Source organism: Nocardia kruczakiae NBRC 101016 (genome assembly GCF_001612965.1).
GTDB lineage: Bacteria > Actinomycetota > Actinomycetes > Mycobacteriales > Mycobacteriaceae > Nocardia > Nocardia kruczakiae.
In genome coordinates this window covers 287,898-313,303 of sequence record NZ_BDBL01000002.1, presented here as the reverse complement: position 1 = coordinate 313,303, position 25,406 = coordinate 287,898, and the positions used below count along the sequence as shown (strand labels likewise).

Below are 25,406 nucleotides of genomic sequence, written 5' to 3'. Positions count from 1 at the left end.
TCGAATGAGCGCCCGAACTACCTCCGGATCCGTTGTCGCAGGTCAGAGCACCAAGGACGCGATTCGTGAGGCGGCGATCCGGCTTTTTTCGAACAAGGGATTCGAGCAGACCAGCCTGCGCGAGGTCGCGGATGCGGTGGGAATCACAAAGGCGTCGCTCTACTATCACTACGCGTCCAAGCTCGATCTGCTGCTCGCGATCATCGAACCGATCTTCGACGACATGAAGCTCGTGGTCGACGAACTCGACGGGGTGCCGCACAGTCCGGCGGGTGCTCGGGAAGTGCTGAATCGCCAGCTCCGGACGCTGTTACGGCACCGCACCGCGGGCGCGATGTGTGTGCGCGACACGGTGGCCATCCTCAACGCGATCGGAGACCGGCACCCCGACATGTTCGATATGCACCGGCGTCTGTGCGTCTGGCTGGCCGGGCCGGACCCCTCGCACGAGGCGCAATTGCGGGCCAGCGCCGCCCTGGAGGTACTGGGCACGGCGCTGTGGTCGAACGAACTCGTTCCCGATGCCGGTGACGAGGTGATCGAGCGGGTCCTGATCGAGGCCGCTCTCGGCGTACTGAACGGACCGGGTGGACAGCGCTAGTGCACATTTCGGCAAGGATCGACTACGCGGTCCGCATCCTCTTGGAAATCGCTCGCGCACAAGCGAATTCGGTGAAGGCGGAGACGATCGCCACGGCGCAGGACATTTCGCCGAAAATTCTGGAATCCATTGCGGCGCAACTACGCCGGGCCGATCTGGTGGTCAGCCGGCGCGGCCCCGACGGCGGATACCGGCTGGCCCGCCCGGCCGCTGAGATCAGCATCGCCGATGTGATCCGCGCGGTCGAGGGACCGCTCGCCTCGGTACGCGGGCAGCGTCCCGAGGACGTGGCGTATTCGGGGGTGGCCGAACCGCTGCAGCGGGTGTGGATCGCGCTGCGGGTCAATATCCGCGCGGTGCTGGAACAGGTCTCGATCGCCGATATCGCCACCGACGAGCTGCCGGCTTTCGTCGCTGACCTGGTAGCCGATCCCGGTGCCTGGACGCGGCGGCCCGCCCCCGTCCCGCCCGGCGTCGACGCGTGAAAATCTTGCCGACACCACCCCGGAATGACGGTAGCCTGCACCCATCATGTTGATCAGGTTGCTGCGCGCCTTTCTCGCCCCCTACCGCACCCAGTTGGCGGGGGTTGTTGTGTTGCAGCTCATCTCCGTCATCGCGATGCTCTATCTGCCCAGCCTGAACGCCGACATCATCGACAACGGCGTCACCAAGGGCGATATCGGCTACATCTGGACCACGGGACTCTGGATGCTGCTCGTATCGGGTGTGCAGATCGTCGCGTCGGCGAGTTCGGTCTATCTGGGCGCACAGGCCGCGATGGGTGCGGGGCGGGAGATGCGCGCGGCGCTGCTGCACCGGGTGGGCACCTTCTCCGCCCGCGAGGTCGGCATCTTCGGCGCGCCGTCGCTGATCACCCGCAACACCAACGATGTGCAGCAGGTGCAGCTGCTGGTCGTGATGAGCGTGACCATCCTCGTGATGGCGCCGATCATGTGCATCGGTGGCATCGTGATGGCGCTGCGCCAGGACCTCGGACTCTCCTGGATCCTGCTGGTCGCCGTGCCGCTGCTCGGCCTGACCATGGCGTTGATCATCTCCCGGATGGTTCCCGGATTCCGGCGTGTGCAGGAGCGCATCGACGCGGTGAACCGGGTGCTGCGCGAGCAGATCACCGGTATCCGTGTGGTGCGGGCGTTCGTGCGCGAGCGCTACGAAACGCAGCGGTTCGCCGTGGCCAACGACGAGCTCACCTCGTCCTCGCTGTTCGTGGGCCGGCTGGCCGCGCTGATGTTCCCGGCCGTGATGCTGATCAGCAACGTAACCACGGTCGCGGTGATCTGGTTCGGCGGGCATGCCATCGACTCCGGCAGTATGCAGATCGGTTCGCTGACCGCGCTGCTGTCCTACATCATGCAGATCCTGATGGCGGTCATGATGGCCTCCTTCCTGGCGATGATCGCCCCGCGCGCGGCGGTGTCGGCCGAGCGCATCGCCGAGGTGCTGGAAACCGATTCCTCGGTGGTGCCGCCCGCACAGCCGCAGACCTTCGTCGCCGACCCGGGGACCGTCGAGCTGGCCGGCGCGGAGTTCGCGTTCCCGGGCGCCGCGGAACCGGTGCTGCGCGATATCAGCTTCACGGTCTCGCCCGGGCAGACCACCGCGATCGTCGGTTCCACCGGATCCGGTAAGACCACGCTGATCAATCTGATTCCGCGGCTGATCGACGTCACCTCCGGCGTGGTGCGCGTCGGCGGCACCGATGTGCGGCAGGTGGATATGGAGCTGCTGCGTTCGCAGATCGGTCTGGTGCCGCAGAAGGCCTACCTGTTCTCCGGCACCATCGCGGAGAATCTGCGCTACGGCGATCCCGAGGCGACCGACGAACAACTCTGGCACGCACTGGAGATCGCGCAGGCCGCGGATTTCGTGCGGGACATGCCCGAAGGGTTGCAGACACCCGTCGCCCAGGGCGGCACCACCGTCTCGGGCGGACAGCGGCAGCGGCTCGCCATCGCCCGTGCCCTGGTGAAGAAGCCCAAGATCTACCTGTTCGACGACTGTTTCTCCGCACTCGACGTCGCCACCGACGCCCGGGTGCGCGACGCGCTGCGTCCGGAGACGCGCGAATCCGCTGTCATCACCGTGGCCCAGCGTGTGTCGACGATCCGCGACGCCGACCAGATCGTCGTCCTCGAGGACGGTGCCATGGTCGGCCTCGGCACCCACGAACAGCTGTTGCGCGAATGCGAGGAGTACCGGGAAATCGTGGAATCGCAGTTCAGTCCGGAAGAGGCGGCGCGATGAGGCCCGGGGGGCCGATGCCGGGTGCTCCCGGGCAGAAGGCGAAATCGTTCGGACCGACGCTGAAGCGGCTGCTGCGCCGCCTGGCTCCGGACCGGGTGGCGGTGATCGCGATCCTGGTGCTGGCCGTCGCGTCGGTCGTCATGAACACCCTGGGGCCGCAGATCCTCGGCAAGGCCACCAACCTCATCTTCGACGGTGTCGTCAGCAAGCAGTTGCCGGCGGGACTCACCAAGGATCAGGCGGTGGCGTCCCTGCGCGCGCAGGGCCAGGACCGGCTCGCGGACATGATGTCCTCGATGAACATCAACCCCGGCCACGGCGTCGACTTCGGCGCGGTAGGCCAGGTGCTGACGCTGGTTCTGGTGCTGTACGTGCTGGCCGCGCTGTTCAACTGGTTGCAGGCGTATCTGCTGGCCACGGTGATCAATCGCGCGGTGCAGCGGCTGCGCGGCGAGGTGGAGGACAAGATCCACCGGCTGCCGCTGAGCTACTTCGACACCAACGCCCGCGGCGATGTGCTCTCCCGCGTGACCAACGACGTCGACAACGTGGCGCAGAGCCTGCAGCAGACCATGAGCCAGCTGGTCATATCGGTGCTGTCGGTGATCGGCATCCTGATCATGATGTTCTGGATCTCGCCGCTGCTGGCGGTGATCGCGCTGCTGACGGTTCCGGCCGCGGTGATCGTCACGGCCCAGATCGCGAAGCGGTCGAAACCGCATTTCGTCGATCAGTGGAAGTACACCGGTCTGGTCAACGCGCAGGTCGAGGAGGCCTTCACCGGCCACGAGGTGGTCACGGCATTCGGCCGCATCCGCGAGGTCGGCGAGGAGTTCGACAAGCGCAACGACAGGCTCTACCAGGCCAGTTTCAAGGCGCAGTTCATCTCCGGGCTGATCATGCCGATGATGATGTTCATCGGGAACCTGAACTATGTGCTGATCGCCGTGGTCGGTGGTCTGCGCGTGGCCTCGGGCAGTCTGTCGCTGGGTGAGGTGCAGGCCTTCATCCAGTACTCGCGCCAGTTCAGCCAGCCGCTCACCCAGATCGGCTCGATGGTCAACCTGCTGCAGTCGGGTGTCGCCTCGGCCGAGCGGATCTTCGAAATCCTCGATGCCGACGAGCAGGTCCCGGATCCGCGCGACGAGGACCCGCGTCCGATCGGTCGCGGCCGGGTCGAATTCGACGCGGTGTCGTTCCGCTACGAGCCCGACAAACCGGTGATCGACGATCTCTCCCTGGTCGCCGAACCCGGCCACGTGGTCGCCATCGTCGGTCCGACGGGCGCCGGTAAGACGACGCTGGTCAATCTGCTGGAGCGGTTCTACGAACTGGATTCCGGCGCGATCACCATCGACGGGGTCGACATCACCGGCATCGGCCGCGACCGGCTGCGCTCGCGGATCGGCATGGTGTTGCAGGACACCTGGTTGTTCGGCGGCACCATCCGCGAGAACATCGCCTACGGCAATCCGGAGGCGAGCGAAGAGGAGATCCTCGCGGCCGCCCGCGCCGCCTATGTGGACCGCTTCGTCCATTCGCTGCCGCTCGGTTACGACACGGTGATCGACGAGGAGGGCTCCGGGGTCAGCGCCGGTGAGAAGCAGCTGATCACCATCGCCCGCGCCTTCCTGGCCAAGCCGACCATCCTGATCCTCGACGAGGCCACCAGCTCGGTCGACACCCGCACCGAACTGCTGGTGCAGCAGGCCATGGCCGCGCTGCGCCGCGACCGCACCAGTTTCGTTATCGCGCACCGTCTTTCGACGATCCGCGATGCCGATCTGATCGTGGTGATGGAGGGCGGCCACATCGTCGAACAGGGCACCCACGAGCGGCTGCTGGCCGCGCGCGGCGCCTACTTCCGCCTCTACAACGCGCAGTTCACCGGTGCCGCGGTCGATCAGGATCTGGTCGACGAGGAGACGCTGGACGTGGTCTAGCCGGGGCGCCTGGCAGGATAGCGGCGTGTCCGATCCCGCCCAGTTCTCGTTCACCGTCGGTACGTCGCTCCCGGGGCGACACGGCGGCGGGCCGCCTGTCAGACACGGCCGCACCGGGGTGATCACCACACCGCACGGGCAGATCGCCACCCCGGCGTTCATCCCGGTCGGCACCAAGGCCACGGTCAAGGCGGTCCTGCCGGAGGCGATGGCCGAGATCGGCGCGCAGGCCCTGCTCGCCAACGCCTACCACCTGTATCTGCAGCCGGGTTCCGACATCGTGGACGAGGCGGGCGGTCTGGGCCGGTTCATGAACTGGCCGGGCCCCACCTTCACCGACAGCGGCGGATTCCAGGTGATGTCGCTGGGGGTCGGCTTCAAGAAGGTGCTGGCCATGGAGGCCGTCGGCGTGCAGAGCGACGAGGTGATCGCGAAGGGGAAGGAACGGCTGGCCGTGGTCGACGACGACGGCGTCACCTTCCGCTCCCATCTGGACGGGTCGAGCCACCGGTTCACCCCGGAGGTGTCGATGGGGATCCAGCACCGCCTCGGCGCCGACATCATGTTCGCCTTCGACGAACTGACCACGCTGTTCAATACCCGTGGCTATCAGGAGAAGTCGCTGCGCCGCACACACGAGTGGGCGCAGCGCTGCATCGACGAACACGAGCGGCTCACCGCCGAACGCGCGCACCGGCCGTATCAGGCGCTGTTCGCGGTGATTCAGGGCGCGCAGTACGAAGATCTGCGCCGCAAGGCATGTCGCGATCTGGACGCGATGCGGGGAAGCGGCGGAACGGGTTTCGACGGTTACGGCATCGGCGGGGCGTTGGAGAAGGCCAATCTCGGCACCATCGTGGGCTGGTGCTGCGACGAACTGCCGGCGGAGAAACCGCGGCATCTGCTGGGTATCAGCGAACCCGAGGACTTCTTCGTCGCGATCGAGAACGGCGCCGACACCTTCGACTGCGTCAATCCGTCCCGCGTCGCGCGCAATGCCGCCATCTATGTGGCCGCCGGCCGATTCAACATCAACACCAGCCGGTTCCGCCGCGATTTCACCCCGATCGACGACACCTGCGACTGCTACACCTGCGTCCATTACACCCGCGCGTATATCCATCACCTGTTCAAGGCGAAGGAGATGCTCGCCGCGACGCTGTGCACGATTCACAACGAGCGCTTCACGATTCGGCTCGTGGACGATATCCGCGCGAGCATCGAGGGCGGTTACTACGACGACTTCAAGGCCGAATTCCTGGGGCGGTGGCAGGGCCGGATCCGCTTCGACTGAACGGAACGGCCCTGCCCCCGGGCCGCGTCAGCTGTAGATCGCGGGCTTGTCCAGCGGTGCGTAGCTGGGTTCGTGCTTCTTCAGGTAGGCGATGCAGCGGTAGCTGATCGGCATGATCAGCACCTCGCACAGCGTCTTCCACACGAAGCCGACGATCACGTAGTTGATGAACGCGCCCCACGTGTTGATCCCGATGGCGGTCGCCGCGATCGAGCAGAACACCAGCGTGTCACCGAATTCGCCGGCGACGGTGGAGCCCAGCAGCCGCGCCCACAGATGTTTCTCCTTGGTGCGCTCCTTGATCAGCACCAGCGTCACCGAGTTCAGGAACTGGCCCACCACATAACCGGCGAGCCCGGCGGCGACGAGCTGCGGCGTGGTTCCGGCGACGGTGCGGAAGGCGTCCTGATTCTCGTAGAACCCGGCCGCGGGCAGTCCGATCGCGATCCAGAAGCAGACCACCATCAGGATCAGCATGCCGAAGCCGTAGTAGATGGTGCGGCGGGCGGCCTTGAAGCCGTACACCTCGCTCAGCACGTCGCCGATCACATAGGCGAGCGGAAAGAGGAAGAACGCTCCGTCGGTGGTGATCGGCAGGATTTCGATGGGGCCGAGGGACATCTCGTGCCCGGTGAAGAACTGCACGCCCTTGGTCGCGCAGATGTTGGAAATCATCAGCGTCGCCGTGAACAAGGTCACGATCAACGTGAAGGGACCCCCCGCGGCCTGCGCGAATGCTGCGTGTTCGACCGCGGGGCGTCCAGACTCCCCGGTCGGTGTCGTTTCTTGTGTCTCACTCACGACCTGTGCACGATACCGGCAACCGGGCCCGGTGGAATAGGCTGGACCGATGACGAATCCCGGCGATTCCGACGAATGGTGGAAACAGTACGGCGGCGAAGGTGTCTCGTCCGATTCGGGCGGCCACCAGTCGGTTCCGCCGACCCCGCAGCAGCAGCCCACCCCGCCGCCCAATCCGCAGGCCGGATACTCCTCGGCCCCGCATCAGCAGTCGTCTCCCTACCAGCAGCCGACCCCGCCGCCGCAACAGCAGCAGTCCTATCCGAGCTATCCGCAGCAGCAGCCCTACGGCCAGCCCGGTTACGGCTATCCGGCCGCGACGCCGTATCAGCCCTACGGCTACGCGGCGCCGCAGCAGGGCACCAACGGCCTGGCGATCGGTTCGCTGATCGCGTCGATCCTGGGGCTGTGCACCTGTATCGGATCGATCGTCGGGATCATCCTGGGTGTGATCGCACTGAACCAGATCAAGGAGCGCGGCGGTCAGGGCCGCGGTATGGCGCTCGGCGGGATCTGGGTCGGTGCCGTCGGCATCGTGCTGACCATCGTGTGGGTGATCGTCAACATCGCGGCGGCGAACTGGTAGGAGCGGCAGTGCGTCCGGACCGCCGGACGCACGTTCGCCGGATCAGCTGTGCCGCAGCGGATCCGGATGTGCGGGATCCAGAATCCACGGTGCGTGCGGCACCGTCGCCGGAGTGAACTGATCCAGGAGTGCTCGCGGTGTCTCCCCGCGCAGGCCGAGCGAGGCCGCGAGCATGGTGAAAACCTGGCGCGGCGTCTCCCCGAGAGCGATTCTGTCGCGCAGGGTTACGGCTCCGTCGCGCTTGGCCAGCCGCGCACCGTCGGTGTTGAGCACCAGCGGGACGTGCGCGTACGCGGGTACGGCGAATCCGAGGACGGTCGCCAGATAGGCCTGCCGCGGTGTCGAGGGCAGCAGATCGTCTCCGCGAACGACCTGGTCGAAGCCCTGTGCCGCATCGTCCACCACCACCGCGAGGTTGTAGGCCGCCGTTCCGTCACCGCGCCGCAGCACGAAATCGTCGACCAGCCCTCGGTACCGGCCGTGGATCTCGTCGGTGATCTCGAATTCCGTTGTCTGTGAGCGCAACCGCAGTGCGGCGGGCCGGCCCTCGGCGCGCTTGGCCGCCCGCTGCGCCTCGGTCAGGTCGCGGCAGGTTCCCGGGTAGGCGCCCATCGGGCCGTGCGGTGCGGAGACGGCCTTCTGAATCTCTTTTCGCGTGCAATAGCATTCGTAGGTCATTCCGGCCGCGTCGAGTCGCTCGATCGCGGCCGCGTAGCGTGCGGTGCGGTCCGATTGCCGGACCACCTCGCCGTCCCAGTCCAGTCCGATCGCGGCCAGATCCTCGAGCTGGCGCTGCTCCGCACCCGCACGCACCCGGTCCAGGTCTTCGATACGCAGCCGGAAATTGCGGGCCGTGCCGCGTGCGAACAGCCATGCCAGCAGGGCGGTGCGGAGATTGCCCAGATGCAGATCGCCGGAGGGGCTGGGGGCGAAACGGCCGGCCCCGGCGGTGTGCGGGATCATCCGCGCAGCCGGGGACACAGCGCGTCCTCCGGAATCTCGCGGCCGGCATCCAGATCCGCCAGCAGACCCTCGGCGTGTGCGACGAGCCCGGCCGCATCGATGCCGTACGGCGGTGACGGCGTGGCCGACAACCGGCCGATCGCCCGCTCGAGCAGGGTGCGAGCGCCCTTCGGATTACCGCGCTGGATGTGGGTGAGTCCCACCGCGTACTGGGCCAGGCCCTGCCACAGCATCCTTTCCGCGAACGGTCCGTTCTTCCACGCCGCCTCCAGCACCTCGTGTGCGTTGAAGGCCAGTCCCTCGTCCAGGAGGCGTTGGGCATAGTCCAGGGTTTCGCCCGGTGGGAGGTCGAGATCATCCGGAATACGGGCGACGCCCACGCTACCGGGCGGTAGTGGTCGCCCGAACCGGTCTCGAGGACGGGCATTTCGGGCGTGTCCGGCATCGTCGCGATCTCGTTCCACCACTACTCCATGATCCATACCGAGCAACCGCACGGTTTATCCGGGGCGGGGCGCGGCCCCCGATGGGGGAATTTCGCGGGGCGGTTTTGTTTAGCGGATCATTCTCCGGTCATTTGGCAATTCTCCCGCTATTAGTGAACGGGAATTCTTTACCAGCAATTCGAGTGATTGAAAGTGAAAAGACGCGGGACAGCGATTGTGGGTGCTGCTAGGGTGCTCTCCCGGGATCAATGCGAGGACGCACCACGGCGGTGCGTGCCTCGTGAACCAGTCCGTTCATCGAGTAGTTCGTGCGCTATGACCAGGCGCATTGTGGAGCCGTCGAGTCTCGAGAAGTCCGGGTCCGGCGACGAGGAAAGCACTATTGTCGCGTTATCTACGGTGGTAAAGGAGAGGTTCAGGTGAAGATTGATTCGACCGGTGCGGTGTGGCGCAAGAGTAAATACAGCGGTCCCGACGGAAACTGTGTCGAGGTCGCATTTCTGGGTGACGGCAATGTCGGGGTTCGCGATACCAAAGACTGCGGCCGCGGGCCGATTCTGGCTTTCACACCCGGCGAGTGGGATGCGTTCGTCTCGGGCGTGACCGACGGGAAGTTGGGCTCCGCCTGACCTCGGGCGACAGGTGATGGGCCCCGAGTCATCGTCGACTCGGGGCCTTGGTGTGACACCGGTGCCGGTCGCCTCACCCCGGATCAGTGCGGCTGATCCCGGTGCCCGCGCAGCGCGGCCGTGAGCAGGCGTTCTTGTTCGTGGGCGGCCGCATCCAGTTGTTCGCGCTGCCCGGCCGGATCCGGGCGCAGGAAGCTCCCGCTACCGGGAGCGCCGGACAACCCCAGGCGATTGACCCGCTTCGGCACGGGGGCGCCCTGATATGTGAGCGGTACCGGCCGCCCGTCGCGATCCACCGGCCCGAGCGGTTGATGGATCTCGATGTACTCGCCGTGCGGCAGCCGGCGCAGAATGCCGGTTTCGATGCCGTGCGCCAGGACGGCCCGGTCCGCGCGTTGCAACGCCAGGCACATCCGGTACGCGACGAAGTAGGCGAGCGGCGGAACGAGCAGCAGCGCGATCCGGAAGAACCACGTCGTGGCGTTGAGCGAGATATCGAATTTCAGCGCGATGATGTCGTTGACGCAGGCCAGTGTGAGGACCAGATAGAAGGCGAGGGCCATCGCGCCGATCGCGGTGCGCACCGGCACATCGCGCGGGCGCTGTAGCAGATTGTGCGCCGCACGGTCGTGGGTGAGCCGCTTCTCGATCCACGGATAGCCGATCAGCAGAGCGAACACCAGCGTCATCAGCACCGCCACCGCGAATGCGCTCGGCACGGTGTGCCCGAACAGATACAGCTCCCACGGCGGGAACAGGCGCAGGAAGCCGTCGGTCCACATCAGGTAGAAATCGGGTTGGGTGCCGGCCGAGACGTGGGAAGGGTTGTAAGGACCCAGATTCCAGATCGGATTGATCTGCAGCACCCCGCCCATGGTCGCGACCACGGCGAGAGTGAACATGAAGAACGCGCCCTGATCCAGGACGAAGACAGGCACGATCCGCGTGCCCACCACGTTCTTCTCCGTGCGCGCCGGCCCAGGGAACTGCGTGTGCTTCTGATACCAGACGATGGCGATGTGCGCCGCGATCAATGCCAGCATGATGCCGGGTAGGAGCAGCACGTGCGCGATGTACAGGCGCGGAAGAATGATCGTGCCCGGAAAGTCGCCGCCGAACATCAACCAGTGCAGCCAGGTGCCGATCAGTGGAATACCCATGGTGATTCCGGCGAATGCCGCCCGCAGGCCCGTCCCGGACAGCAGATCGTCGGGCAGCGAGTAGCCGAAGAAGCCCTCGAACGTCGCCAGGATCAGCAACAACGAGCCGATCACCCAATTGCCTTCGCGTGGTTTGCGAAACGCGCCGGTGAAGAAGACGCGGCACAGATGCACGACGATCGAGGCGGCGAAAAGCAATGCGGCCCAATGATGCACCTGCCGCACGAACAGGCCGCCCCGCACCTCGAAGGAGAGGTTCAGCGCCGATTCGTAGGCCCGGGACATCGAGACACCGCGTAACGGCTGGTAGGAGCCCTGATACACGACCTCGGTCATCGACGGATCGAAGAACAGCGTCAGATGGACACCCGACAGCAGCAGAATGACGAAGCTGTAGAGCGCGATCTCTCCGAGCAGGAACGACCAGTGTGTCGGAAAGACCTTGTCGATGGATCTTCTGAGGAAGGGCGCCGCGCGGAATCTCTCGTCGCGCCGTCCGGGATTGTCATGGCACTCACCCCGCCCCGGGTGTATGAGAGTGGTCGAGACTGTCTACTACAGAGCGTAGCACTGGAGTTGACCTGCGTCGATAGTGTCGGTGCGGGAATTGTGGACGGTTGTGGATATCGTCGGCGGGTGGATCTACTGACGCCGCAGGATGCCACCAGGTTCTGGCTGTCGCGCCGGGCCTGCAACGACCTGTTCCTGCTCTACTGCTTCGACGACACCGGACGGTCCGCGGACGCGCTGCGGGCAGCGGTGATCGCGCGCAGCGCCGAAATCCCGGATTTGCGCGTCCGGATCCGCGAACATCGCTTCGCCTATCCCGCCTGGGAGCCTGCGGATTTCGATGACGCGCAGGTCGTCGTCCACACGCTCGCGGAGTCGCTGTGGACGACTGTGGAAGCTTCACTGGGGGAGATTCTCGGGGAAGCGGTACCGGCGCGGCGATACACCTGGCGCGTTCATCTGTATCGCGGAATCCGGGACGCACCGGGTGGCTCCATGCCCGCACTCGTTGTGGTGCTGCAACTTTCGCATGCGCTGGCCGACGGGCAACGGGCCGCCACCATCGCGCGCGAGTTGTTGCGGGGTCTGGATACGGCAGCGTGGGGGGACGCCGATTTCGGTGGCGGTTCGGGTGACACGGGTTCACCCGTCGATGCGGTATCGCCGGACGGTTCGGCGGTGAATCGGCACCACCGCGGGTGGATCCGCCCCGACCTCGGGCGAAGCGCGAAAACCATTGCTGTCGAGGCGATCTCGCTGGTTTCGTTTCTGCCCCGGATGGCGCGCACGGTGCGGCGGGGCCTTGTCGCGGCTCGTGCGGATCGGGAACTGCACAGCCTCGCCGAGGCAGGTGAGATCCCGCCCGCCGCACCGAACTTCGCTCCCACCGCACTGAACCGCCCGCCGGCGCCCGCGCGTCGGGTCGTCCGCGTGATCGCGGGGGAGCAGCTGCACGTTCCCGAGTACACGGTCACGGTCGTCGCGTTGACCGCGATATCCGTCGCGATGAGTCGCTATCTCGCCCTCCACGGCGAATCCGGCGACCCGTTGGGTGCACAGGTCTCGATGGCCGGGCCCTTGTCGGCCGATCGAAAAGCGGTCCCGCGCAACAACTATCGCGACCTCGGCGTCGATCTGTGCGCCTCGGAACCGGACCTGCCTCTGCGGGCGCGCCGCATCGCCGCGGCGCTGGCCGAACGACGAGTCCGCGCCACCCATCCGCTGCAGTCCGCGCGCGACCGCGTCACCGACGCGATCCCCGCCCCGGTTCTCCGTCGCGATATCGCCGGCTACCCGCTGGACCTGGTCCCCGAGCGGATATCGGGTCATACGGTGCTGTCCAGCGTCCACCGCGGCGAGGCGGATCTGTCGATCGCCGGCGGCGCGGTCCGCTTCACGGCCGGTTTTCCCGCCCTCGGCGCGGTGATGCATCTGACCCACGGCCTGCACGGGCTGGGAAGGACGGTCACCCTGTCCGTCCACGCCGATCCTCTGGTGGTGGATGTGGACGACTACGCGGAGATACTGCGGGCCGCGGTCCGCGAGGTGACCACGCAGCTCACCGGAGACTGATCCGACGGGGTGGGAGAGACGGAAGAGGGCCCTGCACCTCTTTCCATATTCAATATATAGCGGAGTGGGGGGCTTGCGGCAAGGCCCCGGTGGTGCCGCACAATGGCCCGCCGAGGCCGTGTACCTGCGAAAACGGGAGGAGACGCGCAGCGGCCGAGACGGACACAGGTGTCCACATGAACCATGTCGAGCCAGGGAAGTGAGGGACACATGTCGGATCCGGGGTACCAGGACGAGTTGCGGGCCGAACAGGACTACGTGTCCGCGCTCTACACGCGACTCGACGGCGAGCGCGCCGAGGCCAAGCGCCGCTACAGCGCGGCGTTGCGCGGCAACGGCGGTGCGCTGGTGGATCGCGATGTGGAGGTGCGGACGCTGGCGCGGGAGGTGAAGCGGTTGGACGTGGCCGACAACGGACTGTGCTTCGGCCGACTGGACAGCGACTCCGGCGAGCGCTCGTATATCGGCCGTATCGGGCTGTTCGACCAGGACGACGACTTCGAGCCGTTGCTGCTGGACTGGCGGGCTCCGGCGGCACGCGCGTTCTACACCGCCACCGCCGCCAGCCCGGAGCAGATGCGGCGGCGCCGCCAGTTCCATTCCCGCGGCCGTCGCGTCGTCGACTACACCGACGAGATCTTCGGCCGCCCGAGCGCCGGGGAGCGCGGTGATGCGGCGCTGCTCGCGGCGGTCGACGCGGCACGCGGCGAGGGGATGCGCGACATCGTCGCGACCATCCAGGCCGAACAGGACGAGATCATCCGGCTCGATCATCCCGGCGTGCTGGTGATCGAGGGCGGTCCCGGGACCGGCAAGACGGTGGTGGCGCTGCACCGCGTCGCCTATCTGCTCTACACCCAGCGCGAGCAGATGGAACGTCACGGCGTTCTCGTGGTAGGCCCCAACCCGGCCTTCCTGCGCCATATCGATCGAGTACTTCCCTCGCTCGGTGAAACCAACGTCGTCTTCACCACCACGGGCGATCTGGTACCGGGCCTGCACGTCACCGCCGAGGACACTCCGGACGCGGTGCGCGTCAAGGGTTCGCTGGGGATGCTGGATGTGCTCGCGGCCGCGGTCGCGGACCGGCAGTGCCTCCCGGCGGAACCGCTGACCATCGAATTGGCCGATGTCACCGCGCGCATCGACGCGGCGACCGCGGAATGGGCGCGGGAGGAGGCACGCACGAGCGGTCTGCCGCACAACGAGGCGCGTGCGGTGTTCCGCGAGATCGTCACCTATGTGATCACCGAGCGCGCGATCGCCCGGATCGGCAAGGGCTGGATCACCCGCGAGGACCGGGAAGCGTGGGAGAACCTGCGCGCCGACCTCGTCGCCGAACTCGCCGAGAGTGAGCAGTTCACCGCCGCGCTCGACCGGCTCTGGCCCGTGCTCACCCCGGAACAGCTGCTGGCCGAGCTGTATTCGTCGCCGGAGCGGCTGCGCGCGGCGGGCGCCGACCCGGCCCTGTGGCGTGCCGACGGCGCCGCGTGGACGGTGTCGGATGTGCCGCTGCTCGATGAATTGGTCGATCTGCTGGGCCGGGAGAAGCCGGCGGAGGACACCGTGGAACGCGAACGCGCGGCCGAAGCCCGGTATGCCGCAGGCGTCTTGGAGCTCATGACCGGCCGCGAGGACTCGATGGACGACGAGGACCACCTCTTCGCCACCGATCTGCTCTACGCCGAGGACCTCGCCGCCCGATTCGCCGATCGGGATACCCGCGAGCTCGCCGAACGCGCTGCCGCCGACCGGGATTGGACCTATCGCCACATCGTGGTCGACGAGGCGCAGGAACTCTCCGAGATGGATTGGCGGGTGCTGATGCGGCGGTGCCCGGGCCGCTCCTTCACCGTGGTCGGCGATCTCGCCCAGCGTCGGTCGACCGCCGGTGCGACGTCGTGGGATGCCATGCTCGAGCCCTATGTCCCCGGCCGCTGGCGCTACCGCTCGCTCACGGTGAACTACCGCACGCCGGCGGAGATCATGGCGGTCGCCGCCGCGGTGCTCGCCGAGTTCGCCCCGGCCGTGCGTCCGCCCGAGTCGGTGCGTGCCTGTGGCGTGCGGCCGTGGTCGCGCCGAGTCGACGAGAGCGAATTGACCTCCGCCATCGAGGAATTCGTTCGCGACGAGGACGGCCGGGAGGGCACCGCCGTCGTGATCGGCCCGCCCGGACTGCCCGGCACGGTCCCGGCGTCGGAGACCAAGGGCCTCGAGTTCGATGCCGTTCTCGTCGTCGAACCCGAGCGCATCCTCGCCGACGGGCCGCGTGGCGCCGCCGAACTCTACGTGGCCCTCACTCGTGCGACCCAGCGGCTCGGGGTGCTGCACCGAGACCCGCTGCCCACGGCACTGAGCGGTCTGGTCCCGGTCGGCGCGCCCGCGGCGGCCGGAAATCTTCGCTCCGCGTAGCGATGTCGCGGGCCGTCTACTCGGGCGGCCCGCACCCGCCGCGCATGATCAGCGCGTGCGCCGGACACCATTGGGTCACCGGTAATCGGCTGCGCCCGTTCCCGGTGCGCAACTCGAATTCCACCAGCCCCAACCACGTTCCGTCCGCCGCTCGCGCCCAGGCATGCAATCTCCCCGGAAGGCGCCCCGTGATCTCGAGCCCGCCCGCCCGCACCGGTTGCGCCACCGCCTCGGGTGCGGCCATCCGTGGATAGGTGGGGATAGCGGCAGCCACGTCCACCAGCACCGGCATCGGCGGAACCACCACCCGATGCAGCGCGAACTCTCCCTTCTCCGGCCAATGCTCGAACATGTGTTCGATCATAAACCGGAGCGCCGACAAATAGCTCGTAGAATAGCTCATGGTTTCCGGGTGTCATCGGGCCCGGAATTCCAAGGCAGTCCGCCCGTCCGCGACCGGGGACGAGGTCCGCAGCGCCAGGCCGCATCGCGCACCGAGCTCGGCCAACTCCGGCACCGTTCGTTCCCGGCCACCGAAGCACATCAGCATGAACAGGTCGATCGCCGTGTCGGCCCCGCGACCCCGAATCGGCTCGATCACCACCACCGTCCCGTTAGGCGCTGCGGCGCGGGCACATTCGGCGAGGATGGCCGCGGCGAGCTCGTCGTCCCAATCGTGCAGGATATCGGACAGGAGATAGGCGTCGGCCCCGATCGGCAGCGGGTCGAAGAAGCTGCCCGCCACGGCGGTCGCCCGATCGTCGAGGCCGGCCGCCGCGAATCGCTCGGTGGCCGCGGCAGCCGTCGGCGCCAGATCCAGCACTCGCCCGCGGACACCGGAATGTGCGCGCAGGATCGCCGTCAGCAAGGTGCCGTCGCCACCGCCGACGTCGAGAATGCCGGGAAAGCGACTCCAGTCGAAACGGTGCGCGATCTGATCCGCGTAAACCCGGAAGCGGCAATTCATCTGGGCGTCGAAGGAGGCGCGCAGCGCGGGCTCGGCCTGCAGATCGGCCCAGAAGTCACGCCCGTACCTGCGTGGATAGGCGGGTCGTCCGGTGGTGATCGTGCTCAGCAGATCCACGAAGGCCAGCTCGGCGCGTCCGCCGGCGCTGCCGATATCGAGCAGCAGCAGTTCGAACGCGTCGGGGGAGTCCGCGCTCATCTGGTCGCCGAGGCTCGTGGGCCGGTAGCGGCCGGACGCCGCCTCGAGGTCGAAGACGCCGACGGCGACCAGATGGTCGAGCAGTCGCCGGAGAGCGGGAGCGGTGGTGCCGGTGCGAGCCGCCAATTCTTCGGCGGTCGCACCCACGGTGCCCGCGTGGTCCACCAGCCGGAGGGTGGCGGCCACCCGGACCGCCATCGGTGTGGCCAGATCGGCCAGGGCGAGGATCGAGGCGGGGTGCTCCGGCGAATTCACCGGCTGACCGTGATCTGCTGTTCGACGCGCGAGAGCTTCTCCGGATTGCGGACCACGTAGAGGCCGGTGATGCGGCCGTCGTCGAGGCGCATCGCCACCACGTCGTCGATTCGGCCGTCGATCCGCACGATCAGCGCGGGGCAGCCGTTGATCTGCACCGCTTCGACGGTCGCCTCGGCGCGCAGTCGCGGCAGTCCGGTACGCAGGGCGCGCGCGACCCGGTCGGCGCCCGCGATCGGGCGCAGGACCGCCTGGACCACGCCGCCGCCGTCGCCGAGCAGCACCACATCGGGAGCCAGCATGTCGACCAGATGCTGGAGGTCGCCGGTTTCGATGGCTTGCTGGAAGGCTTCGACGGCCCGGCGGGATTCGTCGGCGGACACCACTCCGCGAGGGCGGCGGGCGGCGACGTGAGCCCGTGCGCGGTGGGCGATCTGGCGCACGGCGGCGGGTGTCTTGTCGACGGCCGCGGCGATCTCGTCGTAGCCGAGATCGAACACCTCGCGCAGCACGAACACCGCGCGTTCCGTCGGTGCGAGGGTCTCCAGGACCAGCAGCATCGCCATCGACACGCTGTCGGCCAGTTCGACGTCCTCGGCGACATCGGGGGTGGTCAGCAGCGGCTCCGGCAGCCACGGGCCGACGTAGGACTCCTTGCGGCGCCCGAGCGTGCGGAGCCGGGTCAAGGCCTGCCGGGTGACGATCCGCACCAGGTACGCACGCTGGTCACGCACCTCGTCGAGGTCGACGTCCACCCATCGCAACCAGGTCTCCTGCAGGACGTCCTCGGCGTCGGCCGCCGAACCGAGCATCTCGTAGGCAACCGTGAACAGCAGGTTGCGGTGGGTGACGAACGCTTCGGTGGCGCCGTCGATGCGCTCGCTCATGGGTGGCTCCTGTCCCTGCTCTGTCGACTCCGGCACACACGAGACGCTCGCCGGCCCCTCGATGTGACACCACCGGCAAGTGATGCGCATCACTGCACTGGTGTTTGTGGGCCCCGGTCACCGCGCGGCGACGGCTGGCGCGACCCATGTCGCGAGATAGCGACGTAGTTCGGCGCCGCCCCGGGGCGGGCGACCCGGGTCCACGACGAACGACTGCACGATCCGGAGCATATGTTCGACGAGTTCGTCCAGATCGGCGCCGGACAATCCGGCCGCGGTCCAGTCGACGGCGAAGCGCTGCAGGATCGATCGGCCGAATGTCAGTGCGGTGTCGGAGGTTACGCCCGCGGAGAAGGCCCCGGCGCGGCCCGGGGTGAGCAGCAGGTTGAGGTACTTCTCGTGCGGCAGCCGTTCGAGGGTGTAGGCGATACCCTCGACCACCGCCGTCGCCGGGTCGCGGATATCGCTCAGATGCTCGGCCAGCACATCGAGGAAATATCCGGTCTGCGCGACGGCCGTCGCGGTCAGCAGGCTCTCGGCGCTGGGAAAGTAGCGGTACACGGTCTGACGGGTGACGCCGAGATCCCGCGCGACCTCGGCAATGCTGAACTCGCTGCCGGATCGATCGATCGCGGTGCGGGCGGCGGCGAGGATCCGCGCGACGGCTTCGTCGTCGTTCGCGGGCGTCGCCCCCGCCCAGCCATGCGTGCGCACCGATCGCGTCTCCCTTCCTCGAAGCGTGGTCGACCGTACCGAGTCTGCCGAGATAGCGGCCCTCCGCTCTTGACCATACATATGGAATCAACTGTATGGTCGAGCGGAAGTCCCCGGACAGAAGGAAGCCCATGCCGACGACGACGCCACCCCGCCCGAAACAACTCGACTCCCCGCTGCTGCCCAAGATCTTCAAGATCGTGGGACGGGCGCAGGTGTGGACCTACCGGCGCACCGGCGGCCGCATCGGCGGCAAGTGGCGTATCGGGGCCGGCTTCCGCAAGCCGGTGCCGACCCTGCTGCTCGAACATCGCGGCCGAAAGTCGGGCGTGGTCTACACGACGCCGCTGCTCTACATCACCGACGGCGCGAACACCGTCATCGTCGCCTCGCAGGGCGGCCTTCCGAAGCATCCGCAGTGGTATCTCAACCTGCGCGCCGAGCCCGATACCCACATCCAGATCGGGCGGGATCGCCATCCCGTCCACGCCGTCACCGCCGACCCGGGGGAACGGGCCCGCCTGTGGCCGCTGCTCGTCGACGCCTACGCCGACTTCGACACCTACCAAGCGTGGACCGAACGCGAAATCCCCGTGGTCGTCCTGCATCCCCGACCGGCCGGCCGCTGACGTGCCGGACCCCCGACAACAAGAAACGCCCGCTACCACTCGGGTAGCGGGCGTTTCGCGGCGGAGGATAGGGGATTTGAACCCCTGAGGGCGTTAACCCAACCCGCGTTCCAGGCGAGCGCCATAGGCCACTAGGCGAATCCTCCGCAGAGCAATATACCGGGTGGACCCCCTGCAACCGCAAACCGGGCTATTTGTGCAGGCCGGCGAGGGCTTTCTTCAATTGGTCCTTACAGGTGGTGCCGACGTCGTCGCTGTTGATGCTGCCCTCGGCCTGAATCCGCAGTTCCACCTTCACCGAGACGTTGGAGTCCAGGGCCGCGCAGGTGTAGTCGAGGGTGACGAAACTCGAGTAGTTCTGCTGGTAGGCCGCGTAGTAGGCCTGGCTGCCGATGCCGGCGATATCGCCGGAGGTGCGGCCGCTGCCGGTGGTCTTGGTGTCGTAGTTCTTCCAGCTGTTGAACTGCGGATCGCTGTATTTGCTCTGGAAGTCGGCCTCGAGGTCGATATCGGAGCCGTCGGTGCCGTACTTTCCGGCGCCGTCGTAGCGGGCGCGGCAGGTCAGGTTGCCGCCGCCGAAGCTGGAGTCGGGGGCGCGTTCGGTGTGCTCGGGAGCGTCCTTGGGTGTGGGCGCCCACTTGCGCAGGACTGTCGTATCGATCAGCGAGCAGGCGTCGGTGACATTGGCCATCGAGTAGTTGCCGTCGACGCCCTTCTTGTCGCCGAGCGGGCCCTTGCCCCCGCTTCCGCTACCGCCGGTGAGCGCGATCACGCCGATCACGATGCCGATCACCACGACCAGGCCCACCACGCCGCCGACGATCCACGGCGTGTTGTTCTTCTTGGGCGGCTGTGGATAGGCCGGCTGTTGGGCGTAGGGCGGTGGGAACTGCTGCTGGGGATAGTTCGGCACGGACGGCGGCTGCTGCCCGTAGGGCTGCTGCGGTGCGCCACCGTGGTAGGCGTCGAAACCCGCCCCCAGAACCGTCGGATCCGTCCCGGTCACGGGTCCGGGCCGCCCGCCCATCACGGTCGGATCGGTACCGGTGAGCGGCTGCTCCGGAGCCGCCGGCGTCGACCACCAGTGCACGGTTTCGTTGGGCGGCTGACCCTGCCCCTGATACTCGGGCCCACCGTGCGGTGGATTACTGCCTGTCACGTCTTTCCTCCGGTCCTGGCGCGGAAGCCCCCTCGAAAAATGTCGCAGGTGATCGTATCGACTCCGCCCGGATTCCACTCGAGTGGACAGTTGTGACTACACTGGCCGACGGATCCCGCGCGGCGCGCATCCTGTGAACTCCCCCAGGGCCGGAAGGCAGCAAGGGTCAACGGGCTCTGCCGGGTGCGCGGGGTCCCCTTACTTTCTCGGGGGAAATCTTCTTCACTGCCGCGGGGCGCATCAGGCGGGTAACGTGGTCGGCTGGGTCCGCGCCAGAAGCGCACGATCCGTCAACCTGTTACCTCGCTGCTTGAAAGGCTGCTCAGGATGCCCCGGCAAACGCAGATCGGTTTGATGAGCCATGCGGAACTCGTATCGGAACACGAGACGCAGACCGCGAACTACGCGAAGCTCCAGACCGAGAAGCTCACGCTGGATCTGACGAGGGGTAAGCCCTCGTCGGAGCAACTCGATCTCTCCACCGGCCTGCTCGCCCTGCCGGGCGCCGACGACTACCGCGACGGCACCGGCACCGACTGCCGCAACTACGGCGGCCTGCACGGGCTGCCGGAGTTGCGCGCGATCTTCGGTGAACTGCTGGGCATTCCGGTCGAGAACCTGCTCGCCGGCAACAACGCCAGCCTGGAACTGATGCACGACGTGATCGTGTTCGCGATGCTGCACGGCACGGCCGATTCGCCGAGCCGCTGGGCCGACGAACCGATCAAGTTCCTGTGCCCGAGCCCGGGTTACGACCGCCACTTCGGGATCACCGAATCGCTCGGCGTGCAGATGATTCCGATCGCCATCAACCACGACGGCCCGGACGTGCACGCCATCGCCGAACTGGTCGCGTCCGATCCGCAGATCAAGGGTCTGTGGGCGGTTCCCAACTATTCCAACCCGACCGGCGTGAACTTCTCCGAAGAGGTTGTGCGCGAACTGGTTTCGATGCCCACCGCGGCGCCGGACTTCCGCCTGTTCTGGGACAACGCGTACGCGGTACACCCGCTGACCGATACCGCCGCCCCGGTGTACGACGTTCTCGGGCTGGCGGCCGCGGCCGGAAACCCCAACCGGCCCTTCGTCTTCGCCTCCACCTCGAAGATCACCTTCGCCGGCTCCGGCGTCAGCTTCTTCGGCGCCTCCACCGAGAACCTGACCTGGTACCTGAAATACGCCGCGAAGAAGAGCATCGGCCCGGACAAGGTGAACCAGCTGCGTCACCTGCGTTTCTTCGGCGATGCCGAGGGTGTGCGCCGGCATATGCAGGCCCACCGTGCGCTGCTCGAACCGAAATTCAAACTGGTACTGCGGATCCTGGAGGATCGCCTGGGCGCCTCGAAGGTCGCCTCGTGGACCGAGCCCAAGGGCGGCTACTTCATCAGCCTGGATGTGGTCGAGGGTACGGCCGGGCGAGTGGTGGCGCTGGCCAAGGAGGCCGGAATCGCCCTGACACCCGCGGGCTCGGCGTTTCCTTACGGAAAAGACCCGGAGGACAAGAACATTCGCATCGCCCCCAGTTTCCCGTCGCTGGCCGATCTGGAGAAGGCGATGGACGGTCTGGCGACCTGTGTCCTGCTCGCCGCGACCGAGAAGCTGCTGGAGAAGTAGCGGTGGCGCGGACCGGACAGCCGCGATGTGCGGCTGTCCGGCCGGAATCGGTTACTGCGGCTTGTGCGCCAGCACCGCGAACATCGTCACCGAGAGGTGAATGTCACCGGTGCGCGCACCGGCTTCCAGTTCCGCCAGCAGTTCCCGCCGCTGCGCCTCGGTGATCGCCCCGCGCGCCTCCGCCATCCCGGCGATGCGGGCCACCAGCGCACCGGCACCGGCGCTCGCGTCCTGCACCAGCGCATGCGAGCCGATATCGTCGACGACCAGCCCGGCTCGGGTGAGCAGGCCGGGCAGCCGCCGTCCCGAGAACGGATTGGTGGTGTTGGTGATCAAAGTTTCGATCACCTCGTGCACGACCCGCCGGTCGCCGGGATGCACGATGGCGGTGCCCCAGTCGCTGTCCATGACGACCACGCGTCCGCCCGGTTTCAGCACCCGGGCGATCTCCCGTGCGGCGCGCTCCGGGGCGGTCAGATGCTGGAAGACCCGCTCACACAGGGCGACGTCGAAGGTGTCACCGCCGAACGGCAGCCCGTAGGCATCGCCGGGGACGAACCGGGCCGGCGAATTGTGCTGGGCCGCACGGTGTTCCGCCCCGGCCAGCAGATTCGGATCGGGTTCCACGCCGACCGCGTCACCGGTCGGGCCGACGGCGTCGGCGAAGACCAGGACCTCCGAGCCGGTGCCGGAGCCGATGTCGACCGCGCTTTCGCCCGGAGCGACGGCCAGGGCGTCGTGCGCCCAGCGGCGAAGTCCGCGAATTCCGGGAAGTGCGGCCTGCAGATCGTGCACATCGATGAGTTGGTCGCGGCCCGCGCGATCGAAGCGGTCCGGCCTCAGTCCCGAGGATGAGGAATTGTCTGCCGAGGAGCTGTGTGTGGGCGCCATATCTTCCACCGTGGGTGTTGCCAAAGTGTCGGGCATGAAGATTCACCCTACGCGCGCAGAAAATCTACGGGTGGGTAGACATGTGAGACCGGTCACGCCGGTCGGTAGGCGGATATTCGCCCGTCTGCCATGATCGATACATGGTGAGCCGCAAAGTGTGCCTCGCGCAGGAACCGGAGTCGGACAAGCTGTTGTCGGAGGACGACTTCGCCCTCCTGACCGGGATGCTGCTGGATCAGCAGTTTCCCCTCGAACACGCCTTCCGCGGTCCGAAGAAGATCGCCGACCGCATGAACGGATTCGATATCCACCGGATCGCGGAGGCCGATCCGGAGGAATTCGAGGAATTGGGCGCGACCCCGCCCGCCATTCACCGCTACGGCCGGTCGATGGCCCGACGCACCCAGGAACTGGCCCGATACGTCGTCGAACATTACGACGGCATCACCTCCGAGATCTGGACTCGCGACAACCCCGACGGCAAGGAAGTGCTGCGCCGGCTGAAGGAACTGCCCGGCTACGGCGACCAGAAGGCCCGCATCTTCCTGGCGCTGCTGGGCAAACAACTCGGTGTGCGCCCGGCGGGGTGGGAGAAGGCGGCCGGTGCCTACTCGGAGCCGAATTCGCGCCGCTCGGCCGCCGATATCGTCGACAACGAGTCCCTGCTCGAGGTGCGGGCATTCAAGAAGCAGATGAAGGTTGCCGCGAAGGAAGCCAAGGCGACATAGCTTCCGCCGATCCGGCTACTGCGCGGTGTATCCGCCGTCGACCAGGTGATAACTGCCGGTGATGAACGTGGCCGCGTCGCTGGCCAGGAATGCGACCAGCCCGGCGACCTCCTCGGGGGTGCCCAGCCTGCCCAGGGCGTGTTTCTGAGCGAGGAACGCCTGGGTTTCGTCGTCGAGGTTCGCCCCGAGCAGCGGTGTGTGGATGAATCCGGGTCCGACCGCGGTGACTCGCACGCCTTGGGCCGCGTATTCGAGGGCCGCGTTCTGGGTCAGCCCGAGCAGGCCGTGTTTGGCCGTGACGTACGCCGACGAATTCGCGAATCCGACGCTGCCGAGGATCGACGCCATATTCACGATGGCGCCACCGCCGGCCGCCGCGACGGCCGGAAGTTGTTCGCGCAGTGCGTAGAACACGCCGTCGAGGTTCACCGACAGCACCTTGCGCCAGCCGTCCAGCGAATAGTCCCCGATCAGCGCGCTCTCCCCGCTGATGCCGGCATTGTTGACCGCGATCCGCAGCGGTCCCAGTTCGCCGGCCGCCGCGACGCTGCGCCGGACGGTCTCCGGATCGGAGGCATCGCCGGCGAAGCCGGCCGCCTGCCCGCCCGCACCGCGAATCTCCTCGACCACCGTATTCGCGTTGTCCTCGTCGAGATCGAACACCAGGACCGCGGCGCCACTGCGCGCGAGTTCGTGCGCGACCGCACGTCCGATCCCGGATCCGCCACCGCTGACTATTGCCGCACGGTTGCTCACGTCGTATACGGCCATGCTCGACACCCTCTCCGAGACATCGGTTAGCTCATGTACGGGGTTCTGATCGCTCGTCAACGAGTGTAGCTATGAGTTAGCGACTGTATAAAACGCCCGGTGAGTACGCCGAGAGGTCGGCCGAGTGCGTGGCGGTCCGCGCGCGGTAACGGCCGCGGGCATCCGGCGTCCGCACCGTGCTCGCGCGGACACCGGACATGTGGGTGACTAGCTGCTGCTCGCGGCCGCGGTAGCGAATGGCGTTGTGGTGACGCGATTTTCGCGATGGGCGGGCGGCTGCCACAGTCCGCGGCGCTGCAGGATCGGCAGCACACCTTCGCCGAACCAGTACGCCTCCTCCACATGCGGGTAACCGGAGAGGATGAACTGCGTGATGCCGAGGCGGGAGTATTCGACCAGCCGCTCGGCCACCTCTTCGTGCGAGCCGACCAGCGCCGTTCCCGCGCCGCCGCGCACCAGTCCGACACCGGCCCACAGGTTGGGTGCGATCTCGAGCCGATCGGTGTTGCCGCCGTGCAGTTCCAGCATCCGACGCTGGCCCTCGGATTCACTCTGGGCCAGATTCGCCTGCACCCGTTCGATATCCGCGGGGTTCACCGCTTCCAGCAGGCGATCGGCCTCGGCCCAGGCCTGCTCCGACGTGTCGCGGGAGATGACGTGAATGCGCAGGCCGTAATCGAGGACGCGGCCCTCGTCCACCGCGAGCCGGCGGATCCACTCCAGCTTCTTGCTCACCGCGAACAGCGGCTCACCCCAGGTGAGGTAGGTATCGGTGTAGCGGGCGGCCACCGGTCCGGCAGCGGCCGAGGAACCGCCGAAGAACACCGGGGGAATCGGGTCCGGCCGGTTGTTCAATTGCGCGTTGCGCACCTGAAGGTGCTTGCCCTCGAACGTCACCGGAGCGTCGGACTCCCACAGCTCGCGCACGATGTGCAGGAATTCACCGGTGCGCTCGTAGCGCTGTTCCTTGTCCAGGAAGTCGCCGTAGGCCTGCTGTTCGTGCGGCTCGCCACCGGTCACCACGTTCAGCAACAGCCGTCCGCGGGAATGCCGCTGGAAGGTTCCGGCCATCTGCGCGGCCAGCGTGGGGCTCACTACACCGGGCCGGAAGGCGACCAGGAATTTCAGGGTTTCGGTGGTCTCGACCAGCATGGCCGTCGTCAGCCAGGCGTCCTCACACCATGCGCCCGTCGGTGTCAGCACCGCCTCGAAGCCGTTCTCCTCCGCCGCACCCGCGATCTGGTTCAGATAGCGCAGCGAGGCCGGACGGTCGCCCGACATCGAGGTGCCGTGACCGCCCGCGACCAGATTGCGGGAATCGCCATAGGTGGGAAGAAACCAGTGGAACGAAAGGCTCATTTCGGACATGATGGCCGATGGCCGGAAGTGAGTCACCGGTTGTAATCGG

24 protein-coding genes, 1 tRNA gene and 1 other RNA gene are annotated in these 25,406 nt (G+C 67.1%); 13 read left to right on the top strand and 13 right to left on the bottom strand.

From position 1 onward, the window contains the following. Nucleotides 1–4 precede the first annotated feature (4 nt). The 5 genes from NK1_RS02835 to tgt are packed head-to-tail and all read left to right on the top strand — an operon-like array spanning nucleotide 5 to nucleotide 6,106. Entirely contained in the window at nucleotides 5–601 is a 597-nt protein-coding gene (locus tag NK1_RS02835; RefSeq protein ID WP_062994680.1) for a TetR/AcrR family transcriptional regulator, read from the top strand. After that, nucleotides 601–1,086, top strand: a complete 486-nt coding sequence (locus tag NK1_RS02830) for an RrF2 family transcriptional regulator (RefSeq protein ID WP_063006981.1) — start codon at nucleotides 601–603, stop codon at nucleotides 1,084–1,086. Before NK1_RS02835 ends, NK1_RS02830 begins: the two co-directional genes overlap by 1 nt. A gap of 46 nt (nucleotides 1,087–1,132) precedes the next feature. Continuing rightward, on the top strand, nucleotides 1,133–2,869 hold the full coding sequence (locus NK1_RS02825) for an ABC transporter ATP-binding protein (RefSeq protein WP_063006980.1): 1,737 nt from the start codon (nucleotides 1,133–1,135) through the stop codon (nucleotides 2,867–2,869). Beyond that, entirely contained in the window at nucleotides 2,866–4,812 is a 1,947-nt protein-coding gene (locus tag NK1_RS02820) for an ABC transporter ATP-binding protein (protein ID WP_063006979.1), read from the top strand. Before NK1_RS02825 ends, NK1_RS02820 begins: the two co-directional genes overlap by 4 nt. A 25-nt stretch (nucleotides 4,813–4,837) precedes the next feature. Next, the gene (tgt, locus tag NK1_RS02815) at nucleotides 4,838–6,106 is read left to right on the top strand and encodes a tRNA guanosine(34) transglycosylase Tgt (protein WP_063006978.1); all 1,269 of its coding nucleotides are present in this window, start codon (nucleotides 4,838–4,840) and stop codon (nucleotides 6,104–6,106) included. A 27-nt stretch (nucleotides 6,107–6,133) separates the two neighbouring features. On the opposite strand, the gene NK1_RS02810 is transcribed toward tgt, so the two are convergent. Beyond that, the gene (locus NK1_RS02810) at nucleotides 6,134–6,907 is read right to left on the bottom strand and encodes a queuosine precursor transporter (protein ID WP_063006977.1); all 774 of its coding nucleotides are present in this window, start codon (nucleotides 6,905–6,907) and stop codon (nucleotides 6,134–6,136) included. 49 nt (nucleotides 6,908–6,956) lie between these two features. Here NK1_RS02810 and NK1_RS02805 point away from each other — a divergent pair, with 49 nt between their 5' ends. Next, nucleotides 6,957–7,493, top strand: a complete 537-nt coding sequence (locus NK1_RS02805; RefSeq protein WP_063006976.1) for a DUF4190 domain-containing protein — start codon at nucleotides 6,957–6,959, stop codon at nucleotides 7,491–7,493. Between the two features lie 42 nt (nucleotides 7,494–7,535). Here the strand turns inward: NK1_RS02805 and gluQRS are convergent, their stop codons facing one another. Together gluQRS and NK1_RS02795 are read right to left on the bottom strand one after the other, a co-directional pair. Next, nucleotides 7,536–8,456 carry a tRNA glutamyl-Q(34) synthetase GluQRS gene (gene gluQRS / locus NK1_RS02800; RefSeq protein ID WP_063006975.1) on the bottom strand — a complete coding sequence of 307 codons (921 nt, stop codon included), beginning with the start codon at nucleotides 8,454–8,456 and terminating at the stop codon, nucleotides 7,536–7,538. Further along, nucleotides 8,453–8,923, bottom strand: a complete 471-nt coding sequence (locus NK1_RS02795) for a DUF309 domain-containing protein (protein WP_157104054.1) — start codon at nucleotides 8,921–8,923, stop codon at nucleotides 8,453–8,455. Before NK1_RS02795 ends, gluQRS begins: the two co-directional genes overlap by 4 nt. A gap of 398 nt (nucleotides 8,924–9,321) precedes the next feature. Here NK1_RS02795 and NK1_RS02790 point away from each other — a divergent pair, with 398 nt between their 5' ends. Continuing rightward, nucleotides 9,322–9,531, top strand: a complete 210-nt coding sequence (locus NK1_RS02790) for a DUF397 domain-containing protein (protein WP_063006973.1) — start codon at nucleotides 9,322–9,324, stop codon at nucleotides 9,529–9,531. 83 nt (nucleotides 9,532–9,614) lie between these two features. On the opposite strand, the gene qcrB is transcribed toward NK1_RS02790, so the two are convergent. Continuing rightward, on the bottom strand, nucleotides 9,615–11,225 hold the full coding sequence (qcrB, locus tag NK1_RS02785; RefSeq protein ID WP_063006972.1) for a cytochrome bc1 complex cytochrome b subunit: 1,611 nt from the start codon (nucleotides 11,223–11,225) through the stop codon (nucleotides 9,615–9,617). Nucleotides 11,226–11,327: 102 nt separating this feature from the next. Here qcrB and NK1_RS02780 point away from each other — a divergent pair, with 102 nt between their 5' ends. Next, nucleotides 11,328–12,773 (top strand): WS/DGAT/MGAT family O-acyltransferase, encoded by a 1,446-nt coding sequence (locus NK1_RS02780; protein WP_063006971.1) that lies wholly within the window; start codon nucleotides 11,328–11,330, stop codon nucleotides 12,771–12,773. 210 nt (nucleotides 12,774–12,983) lie between these two features. Then, nucleotides 12,984–15,185 (top strand): RNA polymerase recycling motor ATPase HelR, encoded by a 2,202-nt coding sequence (gene helR, locus NK1_RS02775; RefSeq protein ID WP_174552685.1) that lies wholly within the window; start codon nucleotides 12,984–12,986, stop codon nucleotides 15,183–15,185. A gap of 16 nt (nucleotides 15,186–15,201) precedes the next feature. Here the strand turns inward: helR and NK1_RS02770 are convergent, their stop codons facing one another. From NK1_RS02770 to NK1_RS02755, 4 genes are all read right to left on the bottom strand, one after another. Beyond that, the gene (locus tag NK1_RS02770; protein ID WP_157104044.1) at nucleotides 15,202–15,537 is read right to left on the bottom strand and encodes a hypothetical protein; all 336 of its coding nucleotides are present in this window, start codon (nucleotides 15,535–15,537) and stop codon (nucleotides 15,202–15,204) included. A 63-nt stretch (nucleotides 15,538–15,600) separates the two neighbouring features. Further along, on the bottom strand, nucleotides 15,601–16,605 hold the full coding sequence (locus NK1_RS02765) for a methyltransferase (RefSeq protein WP_218023038.1): 1,005 nt from the start codon (nucleotides 16,603–16,605) through the stop codon (nucleotides 15,601–15,603). Next, nucleotides 16,602–17,492, bottom strand: a complete 891-nt coding sequence (locus NK1_RS02760; protein ID WP_063006970.1) for an RNA polymerase sigma-70 factor — start codon at nucleotides 17,490–17,492, stop codon at nucleotides 16,602–16,604. Before NK1_RS02760 ends, NK1_RS02765 begins: the two co-directional genes overlap by 4 nt. A 117-nt stretch (nucleotides 17,493–17,609) precedes the next feature. Beyond that, nucleotides 17,610–18,206: a TetR/AcrR family transcriptional regulator gene (locus NK1_RS02755; protein ID WP_063006969.1), complete on the bottom strand. Its 597-nt coding sequence runs from the start codon at nucleotides 18,204–18,206 to the stop codon at nucleotides 17,610–17,612. Nucleotides 18,207–18,337: 131 nt separating this feature from the next. Here NK1_RS02755 and NK1_RS02750 point away from each other — a divergent pair, with 131 nt between their 5' ends. After that, on the top strand, nucleotides 18,338–18,835 hold the full coding sequence (locus NK1_RS02750) for a nitroreductase family deazaflavin-dependent oxidoreductase (RefSeq protein ID WP_063006968.1): 498 nt from the start codon (nucleotides 18,338–18,340) through the stop codon (nucleotides 18,833–18,835). Between the two features lie 61 nt (nucleotides 18,836–18,896). On the opposite strand, the gene NK1_RS02745 is transcribed toward NK1_RS02750, so the two are convergent. Together NK1_RS02745 and NK1_RS02740 are read right to left on the bottom strand one after the other, a co-directional pair. Next, a tRNA-Ser gene (locus NK1_RS02745) sits at nucleotides 18,897–18,981 on the bottom strand. A gap of 44 nt (nucleotides 18,982–19,025) precedes the next feature. After that, on the bottom strand, nucleotides 19,026–19,994 hold the full coding sequence (locus NK1_RS02740; RefSeq protein WP_157104043.1) for a hypothetical protein: 969 nt from the start codon (nucleotides 19,992–19,994) through the stop codon (nucleotides 19,026–19,028). Between the two features lie 107 nt (nucleotides 19,995–20,101). Here NK1_RS02740 and ffs point away from each other — a divergent pair. Beyond that, nucleotides 20,102–20,196: signal recognition particle sRNA small type (ffs, locus tag NK1_RS02735), an RNA gene on the top strand. A 125-nt stretch (nucleotides 20,197–20,321) separates the two neighbouring features. Continuing rightward, nucleotides 20,322–21,608: an aspartate aminotransferase type Ic gene (locus NK1_RS02730; protein WP_063006966.1), complete on the top strand. Its 1,287-nt coding sequence runs from the start codon at nucleotides 20,322–20,324 to the stop codon at nucleotides 21,606–21,608. 51 nt (nucleotides 21,609–21,659) lie between these two features. Here NK1_RS02730 and NK1_RS02725 read toward each other — a convergent pair whose 3' ends face one another. Next, entirely contained in the window at nucleotides 21,660–22,499 is an 840-nt protein-coding gene (locus NK1_RS02725) for a methyltransferase domain-containing protein (RefSeq protein WP_036497176.1), read from the bottom strand. 140 nt (nucleotides 22,500–22,639) lie between these two features. Between NK1_RS02725 and NK1_RS02720 the strand changes: the two genes are divergently transcribed. Further along, nucleotides 22,640–23,227, top strand: a complete 588-nt coding sequence (locus tag NK1_RS02720) for an HhH-GPD-type base excision DNA repair protein (RefSeq protein ID WP_063006965.1) — start codon at nucleotides 22,640–22,642, stop codon at nucleotides 23,225–23,227. Nucleotides 23,228–23,242: 15 nt separating this feature from the next. On the opposite strand, the gene NK1_RS02715 is transcribed toward NK1_RS02720, so the two are convergent. Both NK1_RS02715 and NK1_RS02710 read right to left on the bottom strand, forming a co-directional pair. Continuing rightward, nucleotides 23,243–23,998, bottom strand: a complete 756-nt coding sequence (locus NK1_RS02715; RefSeq protein ID WP_063006964.1) for an SDR family NAD(P)-dependent oxidoreductase — start codon at nucleotides 23,996–23,998, stop codon at nucleotides 23,243–23,245. Nucleotides 23,999–24,205: 207 nt separating this feature from the next. Continuing rightward, on the bottom strand, nucleotides 24,206–25,357 hold the full coding sequence (locus tag NK1_RS02710; RefSeq protein WP_063006963.1) for an LLM class flavin-dependent oxidoreductase: 1,152 nt from the start codon (nucleotides 25,355–25,357) through the stop codon (nucleotides 24,206–24,208). Nucleotides 25,358–25,406 lie beyond the last annotated feature (49 nt).

Coding starts and splice junctions, on each gene's coding strand:
- NK1_RS02760 (WP_063006970.1), bottom strand. CDS start 17,492: ATGAGCGAGCGCATCGACGGCGCCACCGAAGCGTTCGTCACCCACCGC.
- NK1_RS02825 (WP_063006980.1), top strand. CDS start 1,133: ATGTTGATCAGGTTGCTGCGCGCCTTTCTCGCCCCCTACCGCACCCAG.
- NK1_RS02750 (WP_063006968.1), top strand. CDS start 18,338: ATGCCGACGACGACGCCACCCCGCCCGAAACAACTCGACTCCCCGCTG.
- NK1_RS02770 (WP_157104044.1), bottom strand. CDS start 15,537: ATGTTCGAGCATTGGCCGGAGAAGGGAGAGTTCGCGCTGCATCGGGTG.
- NK1_RS02805 (WP_063006976.1), top strand. CDS start 6,957: ATGACGAATCCCGGCGATTCCGACGAATGGTGGAAACAGTACGGCGGC.
- helR (WP_174552685.1), top strand. CDS start 12,984: ATGTCGGATCCGGGGTACCAGGACGAGTTGCGGGCCGAACAGGACTAC.
- NK1_RS02835 (WP_062994680.1), top strand. CDS start 5: ATGAGCGCCCGAACTACCTCCGGATCCGTTGTCGCAGGTCAGAGCACC.
- NK1_RS02730 (WP_063006966.1), top strand. CDS start 20,322: ATGCCCCGGCAAACGCAGATCGGTTTGATGAGCCATGCGGAACTCGTA.
- NK1_RS02725 (WP_036497176.1), bottom strand. CDS start 22,499: ATGGCGCCCACACACAGCTCCTCGGCAGACAATTCCTCATCCTCGGGA.
- NK1_RS02715 (WP_063006964.1), bottom strand. CDS start 23,998: ATGGCCGTATACGACGTGAGCAACCGTGCGGCAATAGTCAGCGGTGGC.
- gluQRS (WP_063006975.1), bottom strand. CDS start 8,456: ATGATCCCGCACACCGCCGGGGCCGGCCGTTTCGCCCCCAGCCCCTCC.
- NK1_RS02820 (WP_063006979.1), top strand. CDS start 2,866: ATGAGGCCCGGGGGGCCGATGCCGGGTGCTCCCGGGCAGAAGGCGAAA.
- NK1_RS02720 (WP_063006965.1), top strand. CDS start 22,640: ATGGTGAGCCGCAAAGTGTGCCTCGCGCAGGAACCGGAGTCGGACAAG.
- NK1_RS02710 (WP_063006963.1), bottom strand. CDS start 25,357: ATGAGCCTTTCGTTCCACTGGTTTCTTCCCACCTATGGCGATTCCCGC.